We start from the raw sequence: 23,143 nt of genomic DNA, 5'->3' as shown, positions 1-23,143 counted from the left end.
GGTTCGCCCCTGTGACACCTCCAAGCCCGGCCGCCTGCGTCCACATGGATATGGCAACCGGGCCGTGGCACCCGATTCCACCGGGTGCCACCGGGTCGGACGGGAAACGGTCCGGCTTCCCTGTACCGGACTGGAGCGAAAACATGCAGACCCTCGTCGACGGCTTCGGGCGGGCGTTTCCGTACCTGCGTCTTTCCTTGACGGAGGCCTGCAACTACCGGTGCAGCTATTGCCTGCCGGACGGCTACCACGCGGACGGACGGCCGACGTTCCTCGCCCTGGACGAGATCCAGCGACTGGTGCGCGGTTTTGCGGCGCTGGGCATGAGCAAGATCCGCCTCACGGGTGGCGAGCCCAGCCTGCGCAAGGACCTGCCGTCAATCATCGCGGCGGTGTCGGCCGTGCCCGGCGTCCGCAAGGTGGCCATCACCACCAACGGCTGCCTGCTGCCACGCCACGTACGCATCTGGCGCGAGGCTGGGCTGACCGCACTCAACGTCAGCCTGGACAGCCTGGACCGGGCGCGCTTCCACGCGATCACGGGCCACGATCGTTTCGACGAGGTCACCGAGGGTGTCGAGATCGCACTCGGCCTGGGGTTCGACTCGGTCAAGCTCAACGCCGTGCTGCTGCGGGGGCTCAACGACGATGAGTTGCCGGCCTGGTTCGACTACCTGCGCGAGCGGGATGTCGCCATCCGCTTCATCGAGCTGATGCGCACCGGCGACAACGGTGCCTACTTCGAGCGCCACCACGTGCGTGCGGAAACGCTGGAGGAGCAGCTGGCGGTGGCCGGCTGGTCACTGCGCCCGCGCGCGCCCGATGCGGGACCGGCGCGTGAGTACACCCACCCCGATTACCGTGGGCGGATTGGCGTCATCGCCCCGTACTCGAAGGATTTCTGCGCCGGCTGCAACCGGCTGCGTGTCACCGCACGCGGCGACCTGCGCCTGTGCCTGTTTGGCGATTTCGGCATCGCGCTGCGGCCACTGCTGCAGTCCGACGCCGACCATGACGCATTGGTGGCGCGCATCGCCACGCAACTGGGACTCAAGGCGGCCGGCCACGGCCTGCACCAGGGGCAGACGGGGATCACCCCGCACCTGGCATCGATTGGAGGATGAGCAAGCTATGACGACGGACCGTACCGCGGCCTTTTACATGGCCGACATCCGCAACAAGCGCCCGACGCGGCGGCGCGCGGTGGCGGTGGGCGAGTTGAAGGCGGGCCCGGTGGCCTACCCGCTGATCGTGGAGCGGCGCTTGCCCAAGGGCGACGCACTGGTGATGGCCGAAGTGGCGGGGCTGCAGGGCGCGAAAATGGCGTCGGCGCTGATGCCGCTGTGCCACCCGCTGCCCCTGGAGCTGGTGCGGGTGCGCTGCGAACCGGTGCCCGAGCGGCACGCGATCCGCGTGTACTGCGAATGCGCCACCGAAGCCCGCACCGGCGTGGAGATGGAGGCGCTGGCGGGCGTGAATGCGGCGTTGCTGACGCTGTATGACCTGAGCAAGCCGGTGGAGCCGGCCTTGGGCATCGACGCAATGCGCCTGTTGTTCAAGGAAGGCGGCAAGAGCGGGTTGTGGCTGCATCCTGAAGGCATGAGCGATGCGGAGCGCGAGCACTACCGGCCGCGTGACGTGCTTCGGCTGACTGACGTCGCCTGCGCGGTAGTCACGCTCAGCGACCGCGCCAGCCGCGGCGAGTACGAGGACCGCTCGGGCCCGGTGCTGGTGGAGGGCCTGCGCCGCCTCGGGGCTCGCGTGGACCACATCGAGGTGCTGCCCGACGGCATCGACCCGTTGGCCGAGCGGCTGCGTTCGCTCGCGGCGCATGGCGTTCGGATCTGTCTGTGCACCGGTGGCACTGGCCTGGGGCCGCACGATGTCACGCCCGAGGCATTGCGACTGGTCGCCGACCGCCGCGTCGACGGTCTGGCCGAGATGTTCCGCAGCGAGAGCGCCAAGCACACGCCGCTGGCATGGCTGAGCCGCGCCGACGTCGTGCAGGTCGGGCGCATGCTGGTTTTCGCGCTGCCCGGCAGTCCTCGCGCCGCGCAGCAGGGCATGGACATTCTGGCGCCCCTGCTGGCGCATGCGCTGGCGATGGTGGATGGCGAGGCCCACGCATGATCGGCTACGACGAGGCGCTGGCGGTCATCCTGCGCGAAGCCGCGCGGCTTGAGGTGCGTCGTTGTTCACCGGAGCAGGCGTTGGGCCACGTGCTGGCCGAGCCGGTGACGAGCGACGAGCACCTGCCGCCATTCGACAACTCGGCGATGGATGGCTTTGCACTTCACGTGGGCGGGGCAACGCTGCGCACCGGCACGGAATTCGATGTGGCCGGTGCCCAGGCCGCGGGCGATGCCCGCGTGGAGGCGGCCCACGGTGCGTGGGAGATCATGACCGGGGCACGCCTTCCGGAAGGGTTGGATGCCGTCGTGCCGGTGGAGCAGGTGGAAGTCCTGGATCGGGACGCCGACGGCCGGCCGTTGCGCATCCGTCTCTCTGCTGAAGTGGAGGCGGGGCAGCACGTGCGCCTGCGTGGCGAGGACGTGATGCGGGGTAGGCAGGTGGTGGAGGCAGGTACGCGCATTGAAGCGCGACACCTGATGGTGATGGCGGCGCTGGGCGTGCAGGCGGTCAGTGTGGCGAGACGCCCGCGCATCGCGATCATCACCACGGGGCGCGAGCTGGTGGACGACCCGGCCCAGCCGCTGGAATCCGGTGAGATCCGCAACAGCAATGGCCCGTTCCTTGCCGCCCGCGCAATCGAGGCGGGCGCCGACGTAGTGTTCCGTGAAACGGTGAGCGACGAGCCATCGACATTCCTGGTGGCGCTGGAGCATGCACTGGGCGCTGGGGCCGACGTGGTGCTGAGTACCGGCGCGGTGTCGATGGGCCGCTACGATTTCGTCCCCGACACGCTGCGCGGCATCGGCGCGACGATCCATTTCCACAAGGTGCGCATTCGCCCCGGCAAGCCGTTGTTGTTCGCGCGGCTGGCGGGCGGGCAGCTGTATTTCGGTCTGCCGGGCAATCCGGTATCGAGCGCGGTGGGCTTGCGCTTCTTCGTTGAGCCAGCGTTGCGCGCCCTGACCGGAATGACGCCCGAGCGGCCGATTCGCGTGCCGCTGGCTGCCGCATACCGCAAGCGGGCCGCGCTGCGTTTTCATCTCAAGGGCCGGCTGGAAGTGGACGGGACCGGGCGCCTGCAGGCGCGCGTGTTGCCGGGGCAGGAGTCGTTTCGCATCCTGCCGCTGCTGGCCGCCAATGCATGGATCGTGGTGCCGGAGGACGCCCCGCCACCGGAGGCCGGAGACTTGGTTGACGTATACGGACTGGGGCATCGCGAGGCGCCACTCATGAGTGAGGTGCAGGCATGAAGGTAAAGGTGAGCCTGTTTGGCGCCTTCCGCAGTTTTGATCCGGGCGCCCTGGTGGAGCTCGAAATGGCGGAGGGCGCGCGCGTCGCCGACTTGCGTCAGGCGCTGGAAGAGTACGGCGCCGCCCACTGGCAGGGCTTCGTTCCCGCGCTGTTGCGCCGGTCGGCGTTCGCCAGTGAAACCACGGTGTTGCGCGAGGCGGATGCATTGCCATCGGACGGACGGATGGCAGTGCTCCCACCGGTGAGTGGAGGTTGAGCATGGACAGGCATCTTTGCGCCGTTGTTGACATCGCTTCAGGACCGCTGGACCCGGCGGCTGCGTTGGACTTCGTGTCAGACCCGGGCTTCGGTGGCATCACGATGTTCGTCGGCCGGGTACGGGACCTGAACCACGGGCGGGCGGTGACCGGCGTCAGCTACGACATGTTCGAGCCGCTGGCCCTGAACGGATTTCGCGAAATCGCGGCGCGCGCCGAAAGTGACTTCGGCCCCAGGCTCAAGCTCTACATTGCCCATGCGAAAGGACGGCTGTCGGTAGGGGACCTGGCGGTGGTGGTCGCGGCAGGCACGCCGCATCGCGATGAGGCGTTCCGCGCCTGTCGACAGGTGATCGAGGCGGTGAAGCACACCAGCCCTATCTGGAAGCAGGAGCATTACGAGGACGGCGACAGCGTGTGGAGCGAAGGCTGTTCGTTGTGTGGCGGTGCAGGTGCCGCCGATACCGCCGTGAACGATGCCGTCCCCGAGACGGCCCAAGGCCACGAATCTTGCGACCACCCGCATGGGCATCACGGACACTGAGCCCACCCCATGGGTCGGCGTGGTCCTGGCCGGCGGGCGCTCCTCCCGCATGGGCCGCGACAAGGCCCGACTGGCGTGGCGCGACCAGTCCCTGCTGGCGCATGCGTGCGCCACGCTGCAGGCGGCAGGGGCCTGCAAGGTCGTCGTCAGTGGCGATTACCCCGAGTACGCGGGCATTCCCGACGCGTTGCCCGCCCTGGGCCCGCTGGGCGGGTTGGCCAGCGTAGTCGACGCGCTGCCTGACGGCGTGCTGCTGCTGGTGCCGGTGGACATGCCCCTGCTGACGCCCGAGCTGCTGGACCGACTCGCACGCCATCAGGCCACGCCGTGCGTCACTTACCGCGACCACGTCCTGCCGATGCGGCTGGTCGTGGATGCCAGCACCCGCGGCGTCATCACCCGGTTGCTTACGGATACCGCCGCGCGACGGTCACTGCGGGCCTTGCACGCCGTTTTGGGCGGCGAAATCATCGAGGCCAGGACCGGGCAACTGGCTGAACTGGTCAATTGCAACACGCCGGAACAATGGCAGGCGGTGGCGCCATGAAAGTGCAGATGCAGGGGCAGGTCCTGCGCATTCGAATCGACGAGGCGGAACTGGCGCGGCTGCAGGCCGGGGAGACCATCGAGAACCTGACCCGGCTGCCGGGAGGCGAGAGCGCCCGGCACGTTGTGAGTGTCGCGCCAGGTGGTCCTTCCCTGAGTGTCACCCGCGACGGATGGACTTTCGTCCTGCCCGGCGCGCTGCTGGAGCCCTACGTGGCCCGTCTGCCGTGCCGGGACGGTCTATTGGTCCGGCTGCCGGTGGCAGGGGGTATCGAACTGGAGGTCGATTTCGAGGTGGATGTGCGGGACAGCGTCCGCAGCAGAGGCACGGGCAAGCGCGGGGCGCAATCCCCCGCCGAACCTGACCGGGAATCTGGTTGATCTGCGTCAAGAGGGTGTGAAGGCCGCACCTGAATTTGATCCTGATCAATCTGGGGTCGCGGGATAGGGAGCACGCTGGCGCCGTCGTGAAGACGCCGCGCTTCTGCAGCGGCGGCGTCGGCACATCCGGCTTTCCCTACCGCAGGTACGTCCCATGAACGCCCGACTGGCACACAAGCCACGCAGCGTTGGTTCCCTGATTCACGATTGGAAACCGGAGGACGCCGCGTTCTGGGCGCGCACCGGCAACCGCATCGCCAACCGCAACCTCGCCATCTCCATCCCCGCGCTGCTGCTGGCATTCGCGATCTGGATGATGTTTTCCGCGGTGACCGTGAGCCTGCCGCAGGTCGGCTTCACCTTCACCACCGACCAGCTGTTCTGGCTGGCCGCGCTGCCGGGCCTGTCCGGCGCCACCTTGCGCATTTTCTATTCGTTCGTGGTGCCGCTGTTCGGTGGCCGCCGTTGGACCGCCATCGCCACCGGCTCGCTGCTGATCCCGGCGGTCTGGCTGGGCGTCGCCGTGCAGGATTCCACAACGCCGTACTGGCAGTTCGTCGCCATCGCCATCCTGTGCGGATTGGGCGGCGGCAACTTCGCCTCGTCGATGTCCAACATTTCGTTCTTCTACCCGAAGGCCAAGCAGGGCTTCGCGTTGGGGATGAACGCGGGACTCGGCAACCTCGGCGTGTCAGTGACCCAGTTCGTCATCCCACTGGTCATTACATTTGGCCTGTTTGGCACGCTGGTGGGTGCACCGCAGGTAACGGCTGACGGCAAGCTGCTGTTCCTGCAGAACGCGGGCTTCGTATGGGTGCCGTTCCTGGTGGTTTGTGCCATCGCCGCCTGGTTCGGGATGAACGACCTGACCGCCGCGCGCTCGTCCTTTGCCGAGCAGGCGGTGATTTTCAAGCGCAAGCACAACTGGCTGATGTGCTGGCTGTACATCGGTACGTTTGGATCGTTCATCGGGTTCTCGGCCGGTTTCCCGATGCTGATCAAGACCCAGTTCCCCGACGTCAACCCGATGACGTACGCCTTCCTCGGGCCGCTGGTGGGTGCGCTGATGCGCTCGGTGGGTGGTTGGCTTTCGGACAAGCTGGGCGGCGCGCTGCTGACTTTCTGGGTGTTTGCGCTGATGGTGGTCGGCGTGTTCGCGGTGCTGCATTTCCTGCCGAGCGGCGGGCAAGGCGGCAACTTCCACGGCTTCCTGGCCAGCTTCATGGCGCTGTTCGTGCTGACCGGCATCGGCAATGCGTCGACGTTCCGCATGATCCCGGTGATCTTCCGCACGCTGCATGAGCGCTGGTCGGCCAATGCCGACGCCGACGGCAAGACCGCGGCCACGCGTCAGGCCGGCATCGAATCCGCCGCGGTGATTGGTTTCAGCTCGGCCATCGGTGCCTATGGCGGGTTCTTCATCCCGAAAAGCTACGGCTCCTCGATCGCGATGACCGGCGGCCCCGAAATGGCCCTGTATGGCTTCATCGCCTTCTACATCAGCTGCCTCGTGGTCACGTGGTGGTGGTACTTCCGCCGCGGTGCCGAGACGCCCTGCTGACCGCCAACAACTCAATACGGGCTGGAGCTTCCAGCCGTGCAACAGGATGCGTGACACCGCGATGCAATCGATTGCCAAGAGGGTCTTCCCATGAGTTATTTCCTTGACCGGCTGCAGTTCTTCAAGCGCAGCCCGGACACATTCTCCGACGGCCACGGCGTTACCAAGACCGAGAGTCGGGAGTGGGAAAACAGCTACCGCGCCCGCTGGCAGTACGACAAGATCGTGCGCTCCACCCACGGCGTGAATTGCACCGGCTCGTGCAGCTGGAAGATCTATGTCAAGAACGGGCTGGTCACCTGGGAAACCCAGCAGACCGACTACCCGCGCACGCGGCCCGACCTGCCCAACCATGAGCCGCGCGGTTGCCCGCGCGGCGCCAGCTATTCCTGGTACCTCTACAGCGCCAACCGCCTGAAGTATCCGCTGGTGCGGGGCGCGCTGCTGCGGATGTGGCGCGAAGCGCGCAAGACCCAATCGCCAGTGGACGCGTGGGCGAGCATCGTCAGCGACCCGGCCAAGGCCAAGGACTACAAGTCCCGCCGCGGCATGGGCGGCTTCGCCCGCGTGCGCTGGGACGAAGCCAATGAAATGATTGCCGCAGCCAACCTGTACACGGTGAAGCAATACGGCCCCGACCGCGTGGTTGGCTTCTCGCCGATTCCGGCGATGTCGATGGTGTCGTATGCGGCCGGTGCGCGTTACCTGTCGCTGCTGGGTGGCGCATGTCTGTCGTTCTATGACTGGTACTGCGACCTGCCGCCGGCCTCGCCGCAGGTGTGGGGCGAGCAGACCGACGTGCCCGAATCCGCGGACTGGTACAACAGCCGCTACATCATCGCGTGGGGCTCCAACGTCCCGCAGACGCGCACGCCGGACGCGCATTTCTTCACCGAGGCGCGCTACAACGGCACCAAGACCGTTGCCATCACCCCGGACTACTCCGAGGTGGCCAAGCTCACCGATCACTGGCTGCACCCCAAGCAGGGCACCGACGCGGCGCTGGCGTTCGCGATGGGCCACGTGATCCTCAAGGAGTTCCACGTCGACAATCCGTCGGAGTACTTCACCGACTATTGCCGCCAGTACTCCGACATGCCGCTGCTCGTACGCCTGGAGAAGCGGGAGGACGGTCGCCTGGTGCCTGAGCGCTTCCTGCGCGCCAGTGACCTGGGCGGGCTCAATGAGACCAACAACCCCGAGTGGAAGACGTTGGCTTACGACGAGTCCACTGGCGAGATGGTCGTGCCCAACGGCTCGGTGGGCTTCCGCTGGGGCGAGAAGGGCAAATGGAACATCGAGGAGAAGGAAAGCGCCGGCCGCGAGACCCGGTTGCGGCTGACCCTGAAGGAGGCGAACGACGGCATCGAGCCGGTCAGCTTCCCGTACTTCGGCGGCATCGAGCACGAGAAGTGGACTGCCTCCAAGTTCGACGAGGTGCTGGAACGCAACCTCCCCGTGCGCCGCATGACCCTCGCCGATGGCAAGGAATGGGCGGTGGCCACCGTCTATGACCTGCTCCTGGCGCAGTACGGCGTGGACCGCGGCTTCGGCGGCGGCAACGTGGCGACCAGCTTCGATGACAACGTGCCGGGCACCCCGGCATGGCAGGAAACGATCACCGGCGTGCCGCGGCATGACGTGATCGAGATCGCCCGTGAATTCGCGCGCACCGCAGACAAGACCCGTGGTCGCAGCATGATCATCGTCGGCGCGGCTATGAACCACTGGTTCCACAACGACATGAATTACCGCGGCCTGATCAACATGCTGGTCATGTGCGGCTGCATCGGACAGACCGGCGGTGGCTGGGCGCACTACGTGGGCCAGGAGAAGCTGCGTCCCCAGACGGGCTGGCAACCGCTGGCGTTCGCGCTGGACTGGAACCGCCCGCCGCGCCACATGAACGGCACGTCGTTCTTCTACTTCAACTCCGACCAGTGGCGTTACGAGAAGCTGGACGTCAAGGAGATCCTGTCGCCGCTGGCCGATGCCAGCAAGTACAGCGGCAGTCTGGTCGACTTCAACCTGCGCGCGGTGCGCATGGGCTGGCTGCCCAGTGCGCCGCAGTTGGATCGCAACCCGATCGAGGTGGTGCGAGACGCCGAGAAGGCCGGAATGGCGCCTGCCGAGTACGCCGTCGCGCAGTTGAAGCAGGGCACGCTGGATTTTGCGTTCTCCGATCCAGACGCGCCGCAGAACTTTCCGCGCAACATGTTCATCTGGCGCTCCAACCTGCTGGGTTCGTCCGGCAAGGGCCATGAGTACATGCTGCGACACCTCCTCGGCACGCGCCACGGCCTGCAGGGCAAGGACCTGGGCGAGCGCGGTGCGATCAAGCCCGAGGACGTGGTCTGGCGTGACGAGGCGCCGGAAGGCAAGCTCGACCTGCTGGTCACGCTCGACTTCCGCATGTGCACCACCGCGCTGTACTCGGACATCGTGCTGCCGACGGCCACCTGGTACGAGAAGAACGACCTCAACACCTCCGACATGCACCCCTTCATCCACCCGCTGTCGAAGGCGGTGGACCCGGCGTGGGAGTCGCGCAGCGACTGGGACATCTTCAAGGGCATCGCGCGCACCGTCAGTGACCTGGCGCCTGGCGTGCTGGGCGTGGAAAAAGACCTGGTGCTGGTGCCGACGCTGCACGACACCCCCAACGAGCTGGCCATGCCGTTCGGCGTGGCTGACTGGAAGAAGGGCGAGTGCGAGCCGGTACCGGGCAAGACCATGCCGTCGATGGTGGTGGTCGAGCGCGATTACCCCAACCTGTACAAGAAGTTCACCTCGCTCGGTCCGCTGATGGACAAGCTGGGCAACGGCGGCAAGGGCATGAGCTGGAACACGCAGGATGAGGTCGAGTTCCTCGGCGACCTCAACCACCGCGTGCGTGAGGAAGGCGTCAGCCAGGGCCGTCCGGCCATCGAAAGCGCCATCGACGCCTGCGAGGTCATCCTGCACCTGGCGCCGGAAACCAACGGCCACGTGGCGGTCAAGGCCTGGGAATCGCTGGGCGAGTTCACCGGCCGCGACCACACGCACCTGGCGGTCGGCAAGGAACACGAGGCGATCCGCTTCCGCGACATCCAGGCCCAGCCGCGCAAGATCATTTCTTCGCCGATCTGGTCAGGTCTGGAAGACGAGCACGTCAGCTACAACGCTGGCTATACCAACGTCCACGAGCTGATTCCGTGGCGCACGCTCACCGGTCGCCAGCAGTTCTACCAGGACCACGAGTGGATGGTGGCGTTCGGCGAAGGCTTCATGGGCTACCGCCCGCCGGTCAACACCAAGACCATCGCGCCGATCCTTGGCAAGAAGCCCAATGGCCACAAGGAAATCGTGTTGAACTGGATCACCCCCCACCAGAAGTGGGGCATCCACAGTACCTACAGCGACAACCTGATCATGCAGACGCTGTCGCGCGGCGGCCCGATCGTGTGGCTGAGCGAGACGGATGCGCGCGAAGCGGGCATCGAGGACAACGACTGGATTGAGCTGTTCAACGTCAACGGTGCCATCGCGGCCCGCGCGGTGGTGAGCCAGCGCGTGATGTCTGGCATGGCGATGATGTATCACGCGCAGGAACGCATCATCAACACCCCGGGCTCCGAGATCACCGGCACGCGCGGTGGCATCCACAACTCGGTCACCCGCGTGGTGGTCAAGCCGACGCACATGATCGGCGGCTACGCGCAGTTGGCATACGGCTTCAATTACTACGGCACCACGGGCACAAACCGTGACGAGTTCGTGATCGTACGCAAGATGGACAAGATCGATTGGCTGGATGGCGAGCCGGTGCCGGCGAACGCCCAGGAGGTGGTGTGATGAAGGTCCGTGCACAGATCGCGATGGTGCTCAACCTGGACAAGTGCATCGGGTGCCACACCTGCTCGATCACCTGCAAGAACGTCTGGACCAGCCGTGAGGGCGTGGAATACGCGTGGTTCAACAACGTCGAGACCAAGCCCGGCGTGGGCTATCCCAAGGAGTGGGAGAACCAGGACAAGTGGAACGGTGGCTGGGTGCGCACCCAGGCCGGCAAGCTGGTGCCCCGTGCCGGCGGCCGCTGGCGCATGCTGGCCAAGATCTTCGCCAACCCCGACCTGCCGCAGATCGACGACTACTACGAGCCGTTCGACTTCGACTACCAGCACCTGCACGAGGCGCCTGACGGCAAGCACCAGCCGACCGCGCGTCCGCGCTCGCTGATCAGTGGCGAACGCATGCAGAAGATCCATTGGGGCCCGAACTGGGAGGAGATCCTCGGCACTGAGTTTGCCAAGCGCTCCAAGGACCGCAACTTCGACAACGTGCAGAAGGAGATCTACGGCGCGTTCGAGAAGACCTTCATGATGTACCTGCCGCGCCTGTGCGAACACTGCCTCAACCCGGCGTGCGTGTCGGCGTGCCCGTCCGGCGCGATCTACAAGCGTGAGGAGGACGGCATCGTCCTGATCGACCAGGACAAGTGCCGCGGCTGGCGCATGTGCGTCTCGGCCTGCCCGTACAAGAAGATCTACTACAACTGGAAGAGCGGCAAATCCGAGAAGTGCATCTTCTGCTACCCGCGCATCGAGATGGGTGAGCCAACGGTGTGCTCCGAGACCTGCGTGGGCCGCATCCGTTACCTCGGCGTGATGCTGTACGACGCCGACCGCATCGAGGCAGCCGCATCGGTGCCCGCGGAAAAGGATCTGTACCAGGCGCACCTCGACATCTTCCTCGACCCATTCGACCCGAAGGTGATCGAAGCAGCGCGTGCGGAAGGTATTCCGGATAGCTGGCTTGAGGCCGCCAAGGCATCGCCGGTCTACAAGCTCGCCATCGATTGGAAGCTGGCGCTGCCGCTGCACCCGGAATACCGCACGCTGCCGATGGTTTGGTACGTGCCGCCGCTCTCGCCGATCCAGTCGGCGGCCGAGCGTGGCCGGGTGGGCATGAACGGTGAGCTGCCGGACGTGGCATCGCTGCGCATCCCGGTGCGTTACCTGGCGAACATGCTCACGGCGGGCGACGAGGCCCCGGTGGTGCGCGCGCTGGAGCGGATGATGGCCATGCGCGCCTGGCGCCGCGCCATGAACGTCGATGGCGTGGAGGACCTCGCGGTGCTCAAGCAGGCCGGCCTCACCGTGGCGCAGGCGGAGGACATGTACCGGTACCTCGCCATTGCCAACTACGAGGACCGCTTCGTCATCCCGTCGGCGCACCGCGAGTATGCCAACGACGCCTTCGGCGAGCGTGGCGGTTGCGGCTTCACCTTCGGCAATGGCTGCAGCAGCGACAGCCCGGCGGACCTGTTCGGGCAACGCAAGGGCACCAGCTACGCGGTGCACCCCAACCGCCAGGAAAAACACGAGGTGGTGGAATGAGCCTGCTCAAACTGGTGGGAGTGTTGCTGGACTACCCACAGGACGAACTGTGGCGTCATGGCGAGGAGTTGCTCGCGGCCGCGGATGATCCTGGACTGCCCAAACACCGGCGTGCGGATCTCGCGCGCTTCGTCCGTGGCCTGCTAGACACCGACCCGCTGGTGGCGCAGGACCAGTGGCTGTCCACCTTCGACCGCGGCCGCGCCATGAGCTTGCTGCTGTTCGAGCACATCCATGGCGAGTCCCGCGATCGCGGCCAGGCCATGGTCGACCTGATCGAGGCATACCGCAAGAACGGCTTCGAACTGTCGGCCAAGGAGCTGCCGGATTATCTGCCGCTGCTGCTCGAATACCTTGCCCAGCGACCGACGGCCGAAGCCCGCGAATGGCTTCACCACGTGAGCCACATCGTGGGGCTGCTGGCGGCAAGGTCAGGCGAGCGGAAGAGCCCGCAAGCGGTGCTGTTCGAGATCCTGGTGGAGTTCGCCGACGGCAAGCTAGACCTGGGCGCCCTGCGCCAGCGTGCCAGTGAGGAGCCGCGCGACGACACGCCCGAGGTCATGGACCGGCTATGGGAAGAGGAGGCGGTGCGCTTCGGGCCCGATGCGCCCGGTGAAGACTGTGACCCACCGCGCCGCCTGCCCGATGGTGCGCGCGCAGTGAACGCGAAGATGGAGGCTGCCCGATGATTTCCCTGTCCAATATTGAGCTGGCCGTGCCTGCCGACGTGCCGGCGGCCGCCGAGCCGCTGGTCGCGCCCCTGCTGGATGTGTTCCTGTTCCAGGTCTACCCCTATATGGCGCTCGTGGTGTTCCTCGTGGGCTCATGGGCCCGCTTCGACCATGCGGCCTACAGCTGGCGCGCCAGTTCCAGCCAGCTGGTCTCCGGCGGCAAGTGGCAGCGGGTGGGAAGCAACCTGTTCCACGTCGGCATCATCGCCATCCTGCTGGGCCATATGGTTGGCTTGCTGACCCCGCATGGCTGGTACGAGTGGTTCCTGAAGCCGGGCGACAAGCAGCTGATGGCGATGGTGATAGGCGGCATTTTTGGCGTGCTGTGCTTCATCGGTCTCACGATCCTCATCGTGCGCCGATTGTTCGACCCCCGCGTGCGCGCGACCGGAACGTGGCGCGATACGGCATTGCTGTTCTTGCTGCTGGCGCAGTTGTTGCTGGGGATGTGGTCGATCAACATCTCGCGTACCCACCTGGACGGTGAGCAGATGATCCGACTCTCGCACTGGGCGCAGGCCATCGTATCGATGCGACCGGATGCCACGCAGTACATCTGGGATGCGCACTGGGTATACAAGGCGCACGTATTCCTGGGGCTGACGCTGTTCCTGATCGCGCCCTTCACCCGCCTCGTGCATGTGTGGAGCGTGCCTGTCAGCTACCTCTGGCGGCCGTACCAGGTGGTGCGCCGTCGCCAGCCCGCGTTGCGCTACGGGCCGAGGGCCTGAGCCATGAGCGAAGCCAAGGCTGGGCTGCGCGCCCTACCGATCACCGTCATCGACTCGCAGAAGCCGGTGGCGGAAGAGGCCCACGCCCACCACCATGACCACGCCGAGGAGGGCCCCAGGTCGTTGGGCAGGCCGGCACCATGCCTGCTGTTCGTGGCCGATACGGCCATCAGCGAGTCTGACATCGCACGCGAGATGCAGTTCCACCGGTCGATGAAACCCGAACAGTCGCGCGCCGCCGCCGCCCGGGCGCTGGTGGTTCGCGAGTTGCTGCGTCGCGAGGTGCAACGGTTGGGACTGGACGATGAGGTGCAACCGATGGGCAACGAGCCCATCGAAGAGGCGCGCATCCGGGCGCTGCTGGAGCGCGAGGTGGAGAACCAGGTTCCGACCGAGGACGACTGCCGTCGCTACTACGAGCAGAACCGGGAGCGTTTCCACTCCCCGGACCGCATTCGCGTTCGCCACATCCTGCTGGGCGCATCGGCCGACGATGTCACGGGCCGCTTCAACGCACGCAGTGAAGGCGAACGCCTGATCGGCGAACTCAAGTCCCACCCGGTGCTGTTCGCCGACTTTGCCATCCGCCATTCCGATTGCCCATCCAAGGACCAGGGCGGTGAGCTGGGCTGGCTGGAGCGCGGGCAGACCACGCCGGAGTTTGACCGTCAGGTGTTCCGCTTGCGCGAGGGTTTGGCCGGCTTCCCGGTGGAGTCGCGGTGGGGCTATCACGTGGTCAGCGTGGACGAGATCGCTGCGGGTGAGCCACTTGCGTTTGATCAAGTCCGCGAGCGGATTTCGGACTACCTTGAGTTGCAGGTCCGGCAGCGCGAGCTGCAGCACTACCTGCTCGAGTTGCAGGATCGATACGAAGTACGCGGGTTGGATGCGATCGAGGCCGAAGCGGCTTGAGTCCAGCCCATTGATGCGCCGGCGTCGTCGCCGGTCGCACGCCGCGGCGCCTTGGCCGGCGACGGACGTGCATCCGGTGGCGGAGTCCGCCTTCCGCGTGGGGCGCGGCAGGCATGGCAACGATTCCCAATCCCGACCGGAAGCACGTCCATGCAGGACCTTTCCCAGATAAGCGGAGCCCGCCAGCAGCGCGCGCTTTGGCTCAGTACCTTCGCATTCACCACCTGCTTTGCGGTGTGGATGATCTTTTCGATCATCGGCATCCAGATCAAGCAGGACCTCGGACTGAACGACACCCAGTTCGGCCTGCTAATCGCCACCCCCGTCCTGACGGGCTCACTCATACGCCTGTTCCTCGGCGTGTGGTCCGACCAGTTCGGCGGCCGTCGCGTGCTCTTGCTGGTCATGCTTGCGGCTGCCGCGGCGACATGGGGGCTGACCTGGGCGCGGACCTATCCGCAATTCCTGTTCGGGGCGCTGCTGGTGGGTATTGCCGGTGGCTCGTTCTCGGTCGGCGTTGCGTATGTGTCGAAGTGGTTCCCGCTGGAGCGGCAAGGCACGGCACTGGGCATCTTTGGAGCCGGCAACATTGGTTCGGCGGTGACCAAGCTGCTCGCGCCGATGGTGATGGTGGCCTACGGGTGGATGACCGTGGCCAAGGTCTGGGCCGTGGGCCTGGCCGTGGTCGGCATCCTCTTCTACCTGCTCAGCGAGGACGATCCGTCCCTGGCGGAGCGCCGACGCACTGGCGTCAAACCCATTCCGTTCCGCCAGCAGATGGAGCCGCTGCGCAACCTGCAGGTCTGGCGGTTCTCGCTGTACTACTTCTTCGTGTTCGGCGCGTTCGTGGCGTTGGCGCTGTGGCTGCCGCGCTACCTGATCGGTGCGTACGGCATGGACGTGGCCACCGCGGGCATGATCGCCGCGGCGTACTCCATCCCCGCCAGCCTGTTCCGGGTGGTGGGTGGGTGGTTGTCCGACCGCTGGGGCGCTCGCAAGGTGATGTACTGGACGTTCAGCGTGTCGGTGTTGTGCACCTTCCTTCTGTCCTACCCGGATACCACCTACACCATCCGCGGCATCGAAGGTGACAAGACGTTCCATCTCGCCATTGGACTGGTGCCGTTTACCGTGCTGGTCTTCGTGCTCGGCTTCTTCATGTCGCTGGGCAAGGCGGCCGTGTACAAGCACATTCCGGTGTACTACCCGCAGCACGTGGGGGCTGTGGGCGGCGTGGTGGGCATGATCGGTGGCCTGGGCGGCTTCGTCCTGCCGATTGCCTTCGGCGCCATGAATGACCTGGTGGGCGTGTGGACCAGCTGCTTCATGTTGCTGTTCGTGCTCGTGTCCATCGCGCTGGTCTGGATGCACTTCGCCATCCGTCGCATGGAACGCCGCGAGTTCCCGCAGATCGATCGTGAAACCGACCTGCCCGAGATCATCAACGCGCAGCGGCCGATCGCCGGCTCCCGCTGACGCTGGCTCGTCGGGGGCGCGGCACTGGTCGCCGCGCCCATGGGGGTCACACCAGCAGGGCCACCGCCTTGATCTGGGCCCAGAGGGCCAGGCCCGGACGCAGGGCCAGGCGCTCAACCGAACGGTGCGAGACCCGGGCCAGCAATGGGACGCCCGAAGCATCGAGTCGTGCCTGCACCTGCCCGCCGGGAACATCCCTCAGCTCCACCAGCGTTGCGGGCACCAGGTTGAGCAGGCTGGAATCGTCGTGCCGTTGCAGTGCCAGGCTTACATCGCGCGCTTGTACGCGCACGCGCAGGGAGGTACCCGGGGCGTGGTCGTGGCCGTGCGCATGCAAGGGTCCAGCCCGGGTTTCCAAGGTCAGCAGCCCGTGGATATCCCGTTCCCGCACGCGGGCTTCCAGCACCACGCCTGCGTCGTCGCGCAGCACCAGCGGCAGGTCAGGGCGGTTCAGCACTTCCAGCGCCGGGCCCGCGGCGGTGACCGTCCCTGCTTCCAGAAGTACCAGGTGGTCGGCCAGCCGCGCCACTTCTTCCACCGAGTGGGTGACGTAGAGCATCGGCACCCCCGCATCGCGCCGGACGGCCTCGAGGAAGGGGAGGATTTCCGCGCGCCGTTGGGCGTCCAGCGCGCTGAGCGGCTCGTCCAGCAACAACCAGCGGGGCTGGGTGACCAACGCGCGTGCCAGGGCAACACGCTGGCGCTCCCCTCCCGACAGCGACTCGGGGCGCCTGCCGAGCAGCGGCGACAAGGCCAGCCGCCCGATCCACATCTCCAGCAGCTCCGGTGGCGATCCGGCCCGACGCCAACCGTAGCGCAGGTTGCCCTCCACGCTGAGGTGCGGAAGGAGCGCCGTCTGCTGGAATACCACGCCGGTCTGGCGTCGGTGCGCCGGAAGCCAGGTGTGGTCGTTCTGCCAAACCTGGCCTTGGACCCGAACCGTGCCCACGGCCTCGCGGACAAGCCCGGCAACAGCGCGTAACAGGGTGCTCTTTCCGCTGCCCGAGGGGCCGAATACAGCAGTCGTGCCCTGACCGGGCAGCGTCACGTCCACATCCAGCCGAAAATCGCGTCGCGGCACGTGGAGACGCACCAGGATGTCATTGAGCCCCTCAGGCATCGGCCACCGCCGTGCGTCGTCCCAGCCACTGCATCACCAGCAGCAGGGCGAACGAGAACAACAGCAGCCCGGCCGCCAGTTTGTGTGCATCGACATAGGCCATGCCTTCGACCTGGTCGTAAAGCAGCACCGACAGCACCCGCGTTTCGCCCTCGATGTTGCCGCCCACCATCAGCACCACTCCGAACTCACCGACGGTGTGGGCGAAGCCGAGCAGGGTGGCCGTCACCAGGGCGGGACGAGACAGCGGCAATGCCACGCTGAAGAATCGGTCGAACGGCGACGCGCGTAGCGTGGCCGCCGCTTCCAGTATCGCGGGCTGCACGGCGGCAAAGCCTGCCTGCAGCGGATGCACCACGAACGGCAGTGAATACAGTACGGACGCCAGCAGCAGCCCCTCGAAGGTGAAGGCGAGTGTGCCCAAGCCCAGCGTATCCGTCAGTTGCCCGAGCGGCCCGTCCGGCGCCAGCCCCAACAGGAGGTAGAAGCCCAGCACGGTAGGGGGCAGCACCATCGGCAACGCCACGACGGCGCCTATCGGTACCCGCCACGCCGAACGCGTAAGCGCCAGCCACCATGCCAGCGGCATGCCCAGCAGCAGCAGGATGAGCGTGGTGAGTCCTGCCAGCTTCACCGTGACCCACGTGGCTGCAATCCACGGGGTTGCGTGCCAGGCAGGGGCGGCGAGCGTGGGGTCCATCACGGTCGGTCAGTCGTAGCCAAACGCGCGGATCCGCGCGCGTGGGCCCGCGGTGCGAAGGTATTGCAGGAAACCGCGGGCGGCGGCATTGTCGCGGCCCCGGTTGAGAAGCACGGCGCTTTGCAGGATCGGCGAATGCCATGCCGCGGGGATCTCCCACCCGGAGCCGGGCGTGGTCCTGCGCGCCTCAAGCACCAGCGAGCGCGGCAGCAGGCCAAGCGGAGCGGCGCCACTGGTCACGAACTGCGCGGTCTGGCCGACATTCTCGCCAATCACCAGCCGGGGCTGCAGCGCATCCCAGCGGCCGACCTTTTGCAGCACCTCCCGCGCTGCGGCGCCGTAAGGGGCGAGGGCGGGATTGGCGATGGCCAACCGGTCGATCCGGCCTCGGCGGAGCAGGGCCTCGCCGTGCCTCACCGTGGCGGGGTTACTGCTCCACAGCACCAGCCGGCCGACGGCATAGTCATGCAGGGACGCACCGTCGGCCCTGCCTTCGGCCACCAGCTTGCGGGGGGTGGCGGCGTCGGCCGACAGCAGCACGTCGAACGGTGCGCCGTTGCGGATCTGGGCATACAGCTTGCCCGTGGAGGCAGCGCTGACATCGATGCGGTGGCCGGTCTGGCGGCCGTAGTCGCCAGCCAGTTCGCGTGCGGCGTCGGCGAAGTTGGCGGCCACGGCCACGCGGGCTTGGCCCGCCAGGCCGGCCGTGGGGGCCAGTCCGGCCAGTGCCACGAGGACGACCAGGACCCGTGTGAAACGCATGTCGCTTCATCCCTCCGTGCGGTCGCGGCGAGTCTAGCGCGTTTGCCCGCCAGCCCGGCTGACAGAGGTCAACCGCTATACTGCGCAGTCTGCTGTTCCCCTTGCTCCCCGCACCCAGGTCCCGCCCCCATGTTCGAATCCCTCACCCAGCGACTCTCCGGCACCATCGAGCGCCTGCGCGGCCGCGGGCGGCTGACCGAGGAGAACATCCGTGAATCGCTGCGCGAGGTGCGCATCGCCCTGCTGGAGGCCGACGTGGCCCTGCCGGTGGTGCAGGCCCTGATCGAGCGCATCAAGGTCCGCGCGGTCGGCCAGGAAGTGCTCAAGTCGCTGACTCCGGGCCAGGCCCTGATCAAGATCGTCCGCGACGAAATGACCGCGGTCATGGGGTCGCAGGCCGCCGACCTGAACCTCAACGTGCCGGCGCCCGCCGTCATCCTGATGGCCGGTCTGCAGGGCGCGGGCAAGACGACCACCGTCGCCAAGCTTGCCAAGCACCTCAAGGAGAAGCGCAAGAAGAAGGTCATGGTGGTGTCGGCCGACGTGTACCGCCCGGCCGCCATTGAACAGCTGAAGACGCTGGCGCAGCAGGTGGACGTGCTGTTCTTCCCGTCGACGGCCGACCAGAAGCCGGAAGCCATCGTCAAGGCGGCGATCGACGATGCCCGCAAGTCCTACGTCGACGTGCTGCTGGTCGACACCGCCGGCCGCACCAGCATCGATGACGCGATGATGGCCGAGATCAAGGCTCTGCATGCCGCCGTGAACCCGGTCGAGACCCTGTTCGTGGTCGACTCGATGACCGGCCAGGACGCCGCCGTTACCGCCAAGCACTTTGGCGAGGCGCTGCCGCTGACCGGCGTGGTGCTGACCAAGACCGACGGTGACGCCCGCGGCGGCGCCGCGCTATCGGTGCGCTACATCACCCAGCGCCCGATCAAGTTCATCGGCGTGGGCGAGAAGCCCGATGGCCTGGACGTGTTCCACCCCGACCGCATCGCCAGCCGCATCCTCGACATGGGCGACGTGCTGTCGCTGGTCGAGCAGGTGGAGCAGCAGGTCGACAAGGACAAGGCGCAGAAGCTCGCCGAGAAGGTCGCCAAGGGCAAGAAATTCGACCTCAACGACATGCGCGACCAGCTCGAGCAGATGCAGAACATGGGCGGCATCAGCGGCCTGATGGACAAGCTGCCGGGCATGGGCAAGATCCCCGACGAGGTGAAGAACCAGGTCACCGGCAAGGAAGTGCCGCGCATGATCGCCATCATCAACTCGATGACCAAGAAGGAGCGCCGCAACCCGGGCCTCCTCAATGGCAGTCGCCGTGCGCGCATCGCCAAGGGCTCCGGCATGACTCCGGCCGACGTCAACAAGCTCATGAAGCAGTTCCAGCAGATGGAAAAGATGATGAGCAAGCTGTCCGGAGGCGGCATGAAGGGGCTCATGCGCGGCATGAAAGGCATGATGGGCGGCCGCGGGCCGATGCCGTTCCGCTGAGGGCTGACAGCCTCCCCCTGATCGCGTAAGGTCGGTGTCAATGCCGGGCTGGGGAGCCGGGCAGAAGGTGCTGTACTTCAGGGAGTGAACGCCGACCCGGTCGGCTTCCAGGGGGATTTCATGCTTGACACCATTCCGGCCGCACCGGCCGGTGATTTCTTTGCGCCTGCGGAGGCGCCCACCATCGAGCGACATACCGCCCAGTTCAGCGGTCGCGCTGGCGAGTATTTCGGGATCTGGTTCGTCAACCTGCTGCTCAGCATCATCACGCTGGGCATCTATTCGGCGTGGGCAAAAGTGCGCACGGAGCGCTATTTCTACGCCAACACTTCGTTGGCAGGTGCGACATTCGAATACCTTGCGTCACCCATCGCCATCCTCAAGGGCCGGCTGATCGCCTACGCGGTAGTCATCGCACTCGTCCTCAGTTCGCGGTTTTCCCCAGGTTTGTACCTGCTGCTCATCGTGGGTGTTGGCGCCCTTATGCCGGCGCTCATCACGTGGAGCCTGCGGTTCCGCGCGCGCAACTCGGCATGGCGGGGATTGATGTTCCGTTTCGACAACGGCGCCCCCGAGGCCTATGGCCCCTTCATGCTGTGGGCCTGGATCAGCGGCCTGACGCTCTCGTTGCTCTACCCGGCCATGAAGCGCCGCCAGCATGAATTCGTGGTGGAGGGTCACCGCTACGGCGTCAAGCGCTTCAGCTTTCAAGGCACGACGGGGCAGTACTACGGTCCCTATCTGGTGGTGGCCGGTTTCGTGGTTGGCGGCGCGATCCTGATGACGGTCGTCACAGGCATGCTTTCCGATAGTGGCCTGGTGGGCAAACAGGCCATGGGCATGGGTTTCGTAGCGGCCCTGCTGGGGTTCTACCTGGCCTTCTTCGCCCTCATCGTCTCGATGCGCGTGCGCTATACCAACCTCATGTGGAACAACACCCGCTTGGGGCCGCACAAGTTCGTCAGCACGCTTCGCGTGCGCGATCTGCTGTGGATCTACGCCTCCAACCTGTTCGTGATCCTGTTCACCGTCGGCCTGGCAGTGCCGTGGGCGATGGTGCGGTTGGCCCGTTACCGTGCCGACCACTTCACGCTGGTGGCCAGCGGTGAAATGGATGAGTTCGTCGCGGCCTCCGAGAGTCGTGCGGGCGCTGCCGGTGCGGAACTGGTCGACGCTCTCGACGCCGGGTTGGATCTGGGCCTGTGAGCGAAGTGGAAGGGCGCTGGTCCGACGGCCGCTCCAGCCGGATCCGGCCCGTCCGGGTCCGGCTGGTCGATGCAATGCTGCAAGTTGAGCTGGCCGATGGCGATTCGATGTTGTGGCCGGTCTCGGAGACATCCATCTCGCCACGGCTGGGGCGCACGCCGCGGGTGTTGCGTCGTGTTGGGCATGGGCAGGTTGAATGCCCAGATTCCCCCTTGCTGGACCAATGGTTTCCAGGCGGTAGTGGCTGGATCGAGGGCTTTGCCGACTGGCTTGAACGTCGTCGTGCGGCCATCGTGGTCGCGGCCACGGTGGTGCTGGCGCTCACCGTGGGTTTTGTCCAGTTCGGTTTGCCCGCAGTCGCCAAGGTAGCCGCGGTGCGGATGCCACGTGCCGTGGAACGGCACGCAAGTGACCAAGTCGTGGCGCTGCTGGAGCGAATGCACCTGGAGCCCTCCCGATTACCCGAAGCGCGGCAGCGCGAGCTCCGGGCGGCGTTCTCGCGACTGGTCGCTCGCGAACCGCGCGCTGGCGAAATGGGGCTTCATTTTGCCCACGCTCCGGGAATTGGCCCGAACGCGTTCGCCCTGCCGGATGGACGCATCTACATGACCGATGCCCTCGTGGCGTTGGCTGGCAATGATGCCGAGGTGATGGCGGTGCTGGCGCACGAGGCCGGCCACCACGTCCATCGCCATGGGATGCGCGCGGCGCTTGAGAGCTCGTCGGTCTTCCTGTTGGCGGGCGTACTGTTTGGGGACGCCTCCGGCTCTTCACTGGCGGTTTCGATACCCGCCACCCTGCTGAGCAATGGATTCTCACGGTCGCATGAGCGGGAGGCCGATACCTATGCCTTCTCCCTGCTCAAGCGTAGGGGCCAGTCGCCGCAGGCCTTCGCGGACGTCATGCGCAGGCTGAGCAAAGACGTGGCGAAGGATCTGGAGCATGGCGCGATCGGTTACCTATCCAGCCATCCACCTAGCCCCGAGCGCATCGCGGCAGCCGAATCAGCGGCCCACTAACCGGGGGAGGCTCGGTCGGTCCCCTGATGGGGGCACAGCGGCGCGTTGCCGCACTGCCGCAAATTCCACTATAATCGCCGGCTTACCCTGCCATCCCGGCAGCTGGGCAACACAGAGAGCAACCTCATGGTCAAGATTCGACTGACCCGCGGCGGCGCCAAGAAGCGTCCGTTCTACCACATCATCGTTACCGACAGCCGCAGCGCCCGTGATGGCCGCAACATCGAGCGCGTCGGTTTCTACAACCCCGTTGCCCTGGGCAACGAGAAGCGCGTCGAGCTGAACGTCGAGCGCGTCAAGCATTGGATCGCCAACGGCGCGCAGCTGACCGACAAGGTCGCCGTGCTGTACAAGGAAGCGGCCAAGGCCGCGGCCTCGGCCTGATCCCCTGGCTGCGCCCGAGCGCGTAGCCATGGCGATGAAAGAACCCGGGCGCCACATCCTGCTGGGCAGGATGATTGGCGCCCTTGGTTTACGTGGGGACGTGAAAATCGAGTCCTGGACCGAGCCCCGCGACACCATCTTCCGCTACCAGCCCTGGATCCTGCGCTCTCCGCAGGGCACACAGGATGTCGTGTCCGGCATCCGTGGCCGTGACACGGGCAAGCATGTGCTGGCCCAGGTCCCGGGCGTGGCCGACCGCGACGCCGCCGAGGCGCTGCGCGGCACCGAGATCTATGCTCCTCGCTCCGCGTTGCCCCCGCCCAAGCCGGGCGAGTACTACTGGGTCGATCTGGAAGGCCTGCGGGTGGTCAACGCCGAGGGTGTCGAACTGGGCACCGTCTCGCACTTGTTTGCGACAGGGGCCAACGACGTGCTTGTCGTTCGCGACGACGAGCGCGAACGCATGATTCCGTTCGTACAGCCGCGGTACGTCACCGGCATCGATTTCGATGCAGGCGTGATCAGCGTCGACTGGGATCCGGATTTCTGAAGCC

22 protein-coding genes and 1 riboswitch are annotated in these 23,143 nt (G+C 66.3%); of the genes, 19 read left to right on the top strand and 3 right to left on the bottom strand.

What is annotated here, in order from left to right; all coding sequences use genetic code 11:
- Positions 1 to 6: 6 nt before the first annotated feature.
- Positions 7 to 152, top strand: a riboswitch (molybdenum cofactor riboswitch).
- The 14 genes from moaA (at position 144) to AC3ARF_RS09985 (ending at position 15,901) form a co-directional block, all read left to right on the top strand.
- Positions 144 to 1,124: a GTP 3',8-cyclase MoaA gene (moaA, locus tag AC3ARF_RS10050; protein WP_498927549.1), complete on the top strand. Its 981-nt coding sequence runs from the start codon at positions 144 to 146 to the stop codon at positions 1,122 to 1,124. Its footprint overlaps the riboswitch before it by 9 nt.
- 7 nt (positions 1,125 to 1,131) lie before the next feature.
- Positions 1,132 to 2,130, top strand: a complete 999-nt coding sequence (moaCB, locus tag AC3ARF_RS10045) for a bifunctional molybdenum cofactor biosynthesis protein MoaC/MoaB (protein WP_498927547.1) — start codon at positions 1,132 to 1,134, stop codon at positions 2,128 to 2,130.
- The gene (locus tag AC3ARF_RS10040; protein ID WP_498927546.1) at positions 2,127 to 3,383 is read left to right on the top strand and encodes a molybdopterin molybdotransferase MoeA; all 1,257 of its coding nucleotides are present in this window, start codon (positions 2,127 to 2,129) and stop codon (positions 3,381 to 3,383) included. The genes moaCB and AC3ARF_RS10040 overlap by 4 nt, the downstream gene beginning before the upstream one ends.
- Positions 3,380 to 3,640, top strand: a complete 261-nt coding sequence (locus AC3ARF_RS10035) for a MoaD/ThiS family protein (RefSeq protein WP_498927544.1) — start codon at positions 3,380 to 3,382, stop codon at positions 3,638 to 3,640. The genes AC3ARF_RS10040 and AC3ARF_RS10035 overlap by 4 nt, the downstream gene beginning before the upstream one ends.
- Before the next feature lie 2 nt (positions 3,641 to 3,642).
- The gene (locus tag AC3ARF_RS10030) at positions 3,643 to 4,185 is read left to right on the top strand and encodes a molybdenum cofactor biosynthesis protein MoaE (protein WP_498927542.1); all 543 of its coding nucleotides are present in this window, start codon (positions 3,643 to 3,645) and stop codon (positions 4,183 to 4,185) included.
- Positions 4,166 to 4,732, top strand: a complete 567-nt coding sequence (gene mobA, locus AC3ARF_RS10025; protein WP_498927540.1) for a molybdenum cofactor guanylyltransferase — start codon at positions 4,166 to 4,168, stop codon at positions 4,730 to 4,732. Before AC3ARF_RS10030 ends, mobA begins: the two co-directional genes overlap by 20 nt.
- The gene (locus tag AC3ARF_RS10020) at positions 4,729 to 5,112 is read left to right on the top strand and encodes a hypothetical protein (protein ID WP_498927538.1); all 384 of its coding nucleotides are present in this window, start codon (positions 4,729 to 4,731) and stop codon (positions 5,110 to 5,112) included. Before mobA ends, AC3ARF_RS10020 begins: the two co-directional genes overlap by 4 nt.
- 154 nt (positions 5,113 to 5,266) lie before the next feature.
- The gene (locus tag AC3ARF_RS10015) at positions 5,267 to 6,673 is read left to right on the top strand and encodes a NarK family nitrate/nitrite MFS transporter (RefSeq protein ID WP_498927536.1); all 1,407 of its coding nucleotides are present in this window, start codon (positions 5,267 to 5,269) and stop codon (positions 6,671 to 6,673) included.
- Positions 6,674 to 6,763: 90 nt separating this feature from the next.
- Entirely contained in the window at positions 6,764 to 10,507 is a 3,744-nt protein-coding gene (locus tag AC3ARF_RS10010) for a nitrate reductase subunit alpha (protein WP_498927534.1), read from the top strand.
- Positions 10,507 to 12,051: a nitrate reductase subunit beta gene (narH, locus tag AC3ARF_RS10005; RefSeq protein WP_498927533.1), complete on the top strand. Its 1,545-nt coding sequence runs from the start codon at positions 10,507 to 10,509 to the stop codon at positions 12,049 to 12,051. The genes AC3ARF_RS10010 and narH overlap by 1 nt, the downstream gene beginning before the upstream one ends.
- Positions 12,048 to 12,740 (top strand): nitrate reductase molybdenum cofactor assembly chaperone, encoded by a 693-nt coding sequence (gene narJ / locus AC3ARF_RS10000; RefSeq protein WP_498927531.1) that lies wholly within the window; start codon positions 12,048 to 12,050, stop codon positions 12,738 to 12,740. Before narH ends, narJ begins: the two co-directional genes overlap by 4 nt.
- Positions 12,737 to 13,513, top strand: a complete 777-nt coding sequence (narI, locus tag AC3ARF_RS09995; RefSeq protein ID WP_498927529.1) for a respiratory nitrate reductase subunit gamma — start codon at positions 12,737 to 12,739, stop codon at positions 13,511 to 13,513. Before narJ ends, narI begins: the two co-directional genes overlap by 4 nt.
- 3 nt (positions 13,514 to 13,516) lie before the next feature.
- Positions 13,517 to 14,425: a peptidylprolyl isomerase gene (locus AC3ARF_RS09990; RefSeq protein ID WP_498927527.1), complete on the top strand. Its 909-nt coding sequence runs from the start codon at positions 13,517 to 13,519 to the stop codon at positions 14,423 to 14,425.
- A gap of 150 nt (positions 14,426 to 14,575) precedes the next feature.
- Positions 14,576 to 15,901, top strand: a complete 1,326-nt coding sequence (locus AC3ARF_RS09985; protein WP_498927525.1) for an MFS transporter — start codon at positions 14,576 to 14,578, stop codon at positions 15,899 to 15,901.
- Positions 15,902 to 15,947: 46 nt separating this feature from the next.
- Here AC3ARF_RS09985 and modC read toward each other — a convergent pair whose 3' ends face one another.
- The 3 genes from modC to modA are packed head-to-tail and all read right to left on the bottom strand — an operon-like array spanning position 15,948 to position 18,483.
- The gene (gene modC / locus AC3ARF_RS09980) at positions 15,948 to 17,021 is read right to left on the bottom strand and encodes a molybdenum ABC transporter ATP-binding protein (protein WP_498927522.1); all 1,074 of its coding nucleotides are present in this window, start codon (positions 17,019 to 17,021) and stop codon (positions 15,948 to 15,950) included.
- Positions 17,014 to 17,721, bottom strand: a complete 708-nt coding sequence (gene modB, locus AC3ARF_RS09975) for a molybdate ABC transporter permease subunit (RefSeq protein WP_498927521.1) — start codon at positions 17,719 to 17,721, stop codon at positions 17,014 to 17,016. The genes modC and modB overlap by 8 nt, the downstream gene beginning before the upstream one ends.
- A gap of 9 nt (positions 17,722 to 17,730) precedes the next feature.
- Positions 17,731 to 18,483 (bottom strand): molybdate ABC transporter substrate-binding protein, encoded by a 753-nt coding sequence (gene modA / locus AC3ARF_RS09970; protein ID WP_498927519.1) that lies wholly within the window; start codon positions 18,481 to 18,483, stop codon positions 17,731 to 17,733.
- Between the two features lie 129 nt (positions 18,484 to 18,612).
- Between modA and ffh the strand changes: the two genes are divergently transcribed.
- The 5 genes from ffh (at position 18,613) to rimM (ending at position 23,139) form a co-directional block, all read left to right on the top strand.
- Positions 18,613 to 19,980 (top strand): signal recognition particle protein, encoded by a 1,368-nt coding sequence (ffh, locus tag AC3ARF_RS09965; RefSeq protein WP_498927517.1) that lies wholly within the window; start codon positions 18,613 to 18,615, stop codon positions 19,978 to 19,980.
- A 120-nt stretch (positions 19,981 to 20,100) separates the two neighbouring features.
- Positions 20,101 to 21,186, top strand: a complete 1,086-nt coding sequence (locus AC3ARF_RS09960; RefSeq protein WP_498927515.1) for a YjgN family protein — start codon at positions 20,101 to 20,103, stop codon at positions 21,184 to 21,186.
- Entirely contained in the window at positions 21,183 to 22,205 is a 1,023-nt protein-coding gene (locus tag AC3ARF_RS09955) for a M48 family metallopeptidase (RefSeq protein WP_498927513.1), read from the top strand. The genes AC3ARF_RS09960 and AC3ARF_RS09955 overlap by 4 nt, the downstream gene beginning before the upstream one ends.
- Positions 22,206 to 22,331: 126 nt before the next feature.
- On the top strand, positions 22,332 to 22,589 hold the full coding sequence (gene rpsP, locus AC3ARF_RS09950) for a 30S ribosomal protein S16 (RefSeq protein WP_498927511.1): 258 nt from the start codon (positions 22,332 to 22,334) through the stop codon (positions 22,587 to 22,589).
- A 34-nt stretch (positions 22,590 to 22,623) separates the two neighbouring features.
- On the top strand, positions 22,624 to 23,139 hold the full coding sequence (gene rimM / locus AC3ARF_RS09945) for a ribosome maturation factor RimM (protein ID WP_498931828.1): 516 nt from the start codon (positions 22,624 to 22,626) through the stop codon (positions 23,137 to 23,139).
- Positions 23,140 to 23,143: the final 4 nt, after the last annotated feature.

The organism is Lysobacter sp. KACC 24251 (assembly GCF_057747755.1).
The sequence above is the reverse complement of the archived record's forward strand: the minus strand, read 5'-3'. Positions and strand labels throughout refer to the sequence as shown.